The organism is Teichococcus aestuarii (assembly GCF_042651065.1).
In the GTDB taxonomy this organism is placed as follows: domain Bacteria; phylum Pseudomonadota; class Alphaproteobacteria; order Acetobacterales; family Acetobacteraceae; genus Pseudoroseomonas; species Pseudoroseomonas aestuarii.
Genome location: NZ_JBHSCH010000175.1, coordinates 1 through 710, shown reverse-complemented (window position 1 = coordinate 710; position 710 = coordinate 1). Strand labels below are relative to the sequence as shown.

Genomic DNA, 710 nt, shown 5'->3' with positions numbered 1-710 from the left:
GGTGTCCATGATCGTGCCCATGATCCAGGCGCAAGGTGCGCCGTTCATGGCATCGAAGCGGTTGGTGTTCTCGGGCTTGTTGTCGCCGTAGACGCCAAGGGCGCAGCGCATGGGCTGGTCTCCTCTAGAGGACGAAGAAAAGGCGCCCTCCCTGCGGAGCGGCGCCGGCCATCGGATTTGTGAGTCCACCTGAAGAATTAATTGAATAAAGATCATGGCGGGTGAAAGAGGCGATTAGTGCGATGTTCAAGACCAGAGATGGATGCTTCCCACGCATGCTAATCTCGGTCTTCATATTGGCGATTTGCGGCTTGGCCTTCGCCTTTCTCAACCTCTGGTACATGATTTCGGGCTGACGATACTCCGGCACATGCTCACCAGCCGCAGAGGCCGGCGCCGGTCTCGTTGTGCGCGAGGATAGCGCGGGCGGTGCCCTCGGTCAGGACATCCGCGCGGCTGACATAGATCGGCCGCCAAGGGCCGCAGCTAGTCGCGGGTCCAGCGCTCGTGCAGGCGCTGAGCAGGATCAGGCTCGCGAGCCACATCACGCTCCACCGCATCGCGGGTCTCCCTGGCTTGGATGTCGCGGCGCGTTGCCGCCGTCTCGGCCTCGACGCGCCCCTGCCGCCGGCCGGCGCCGAGCAGCCCGAGCACCGCCAGGACAGCCGCGCCCAGCGCTGCCGCCCAGCCGGCCAGCCAGACCGGGATCA

General features: G+C 64.8%; 1 protein-coding gene. It reads right to left on the bottom strand.

The window, feature by feature from the left end; genetic code table 11:
* Positions 1-486 precede the first annotated feature (486 nt).
* Positions 487-710: hypothetical protein (locus ACFOY6_RS24235; protein WP_379652472.1), on the bottom strand; the 224-nt coding region annotated here is incomplete at its 5' end.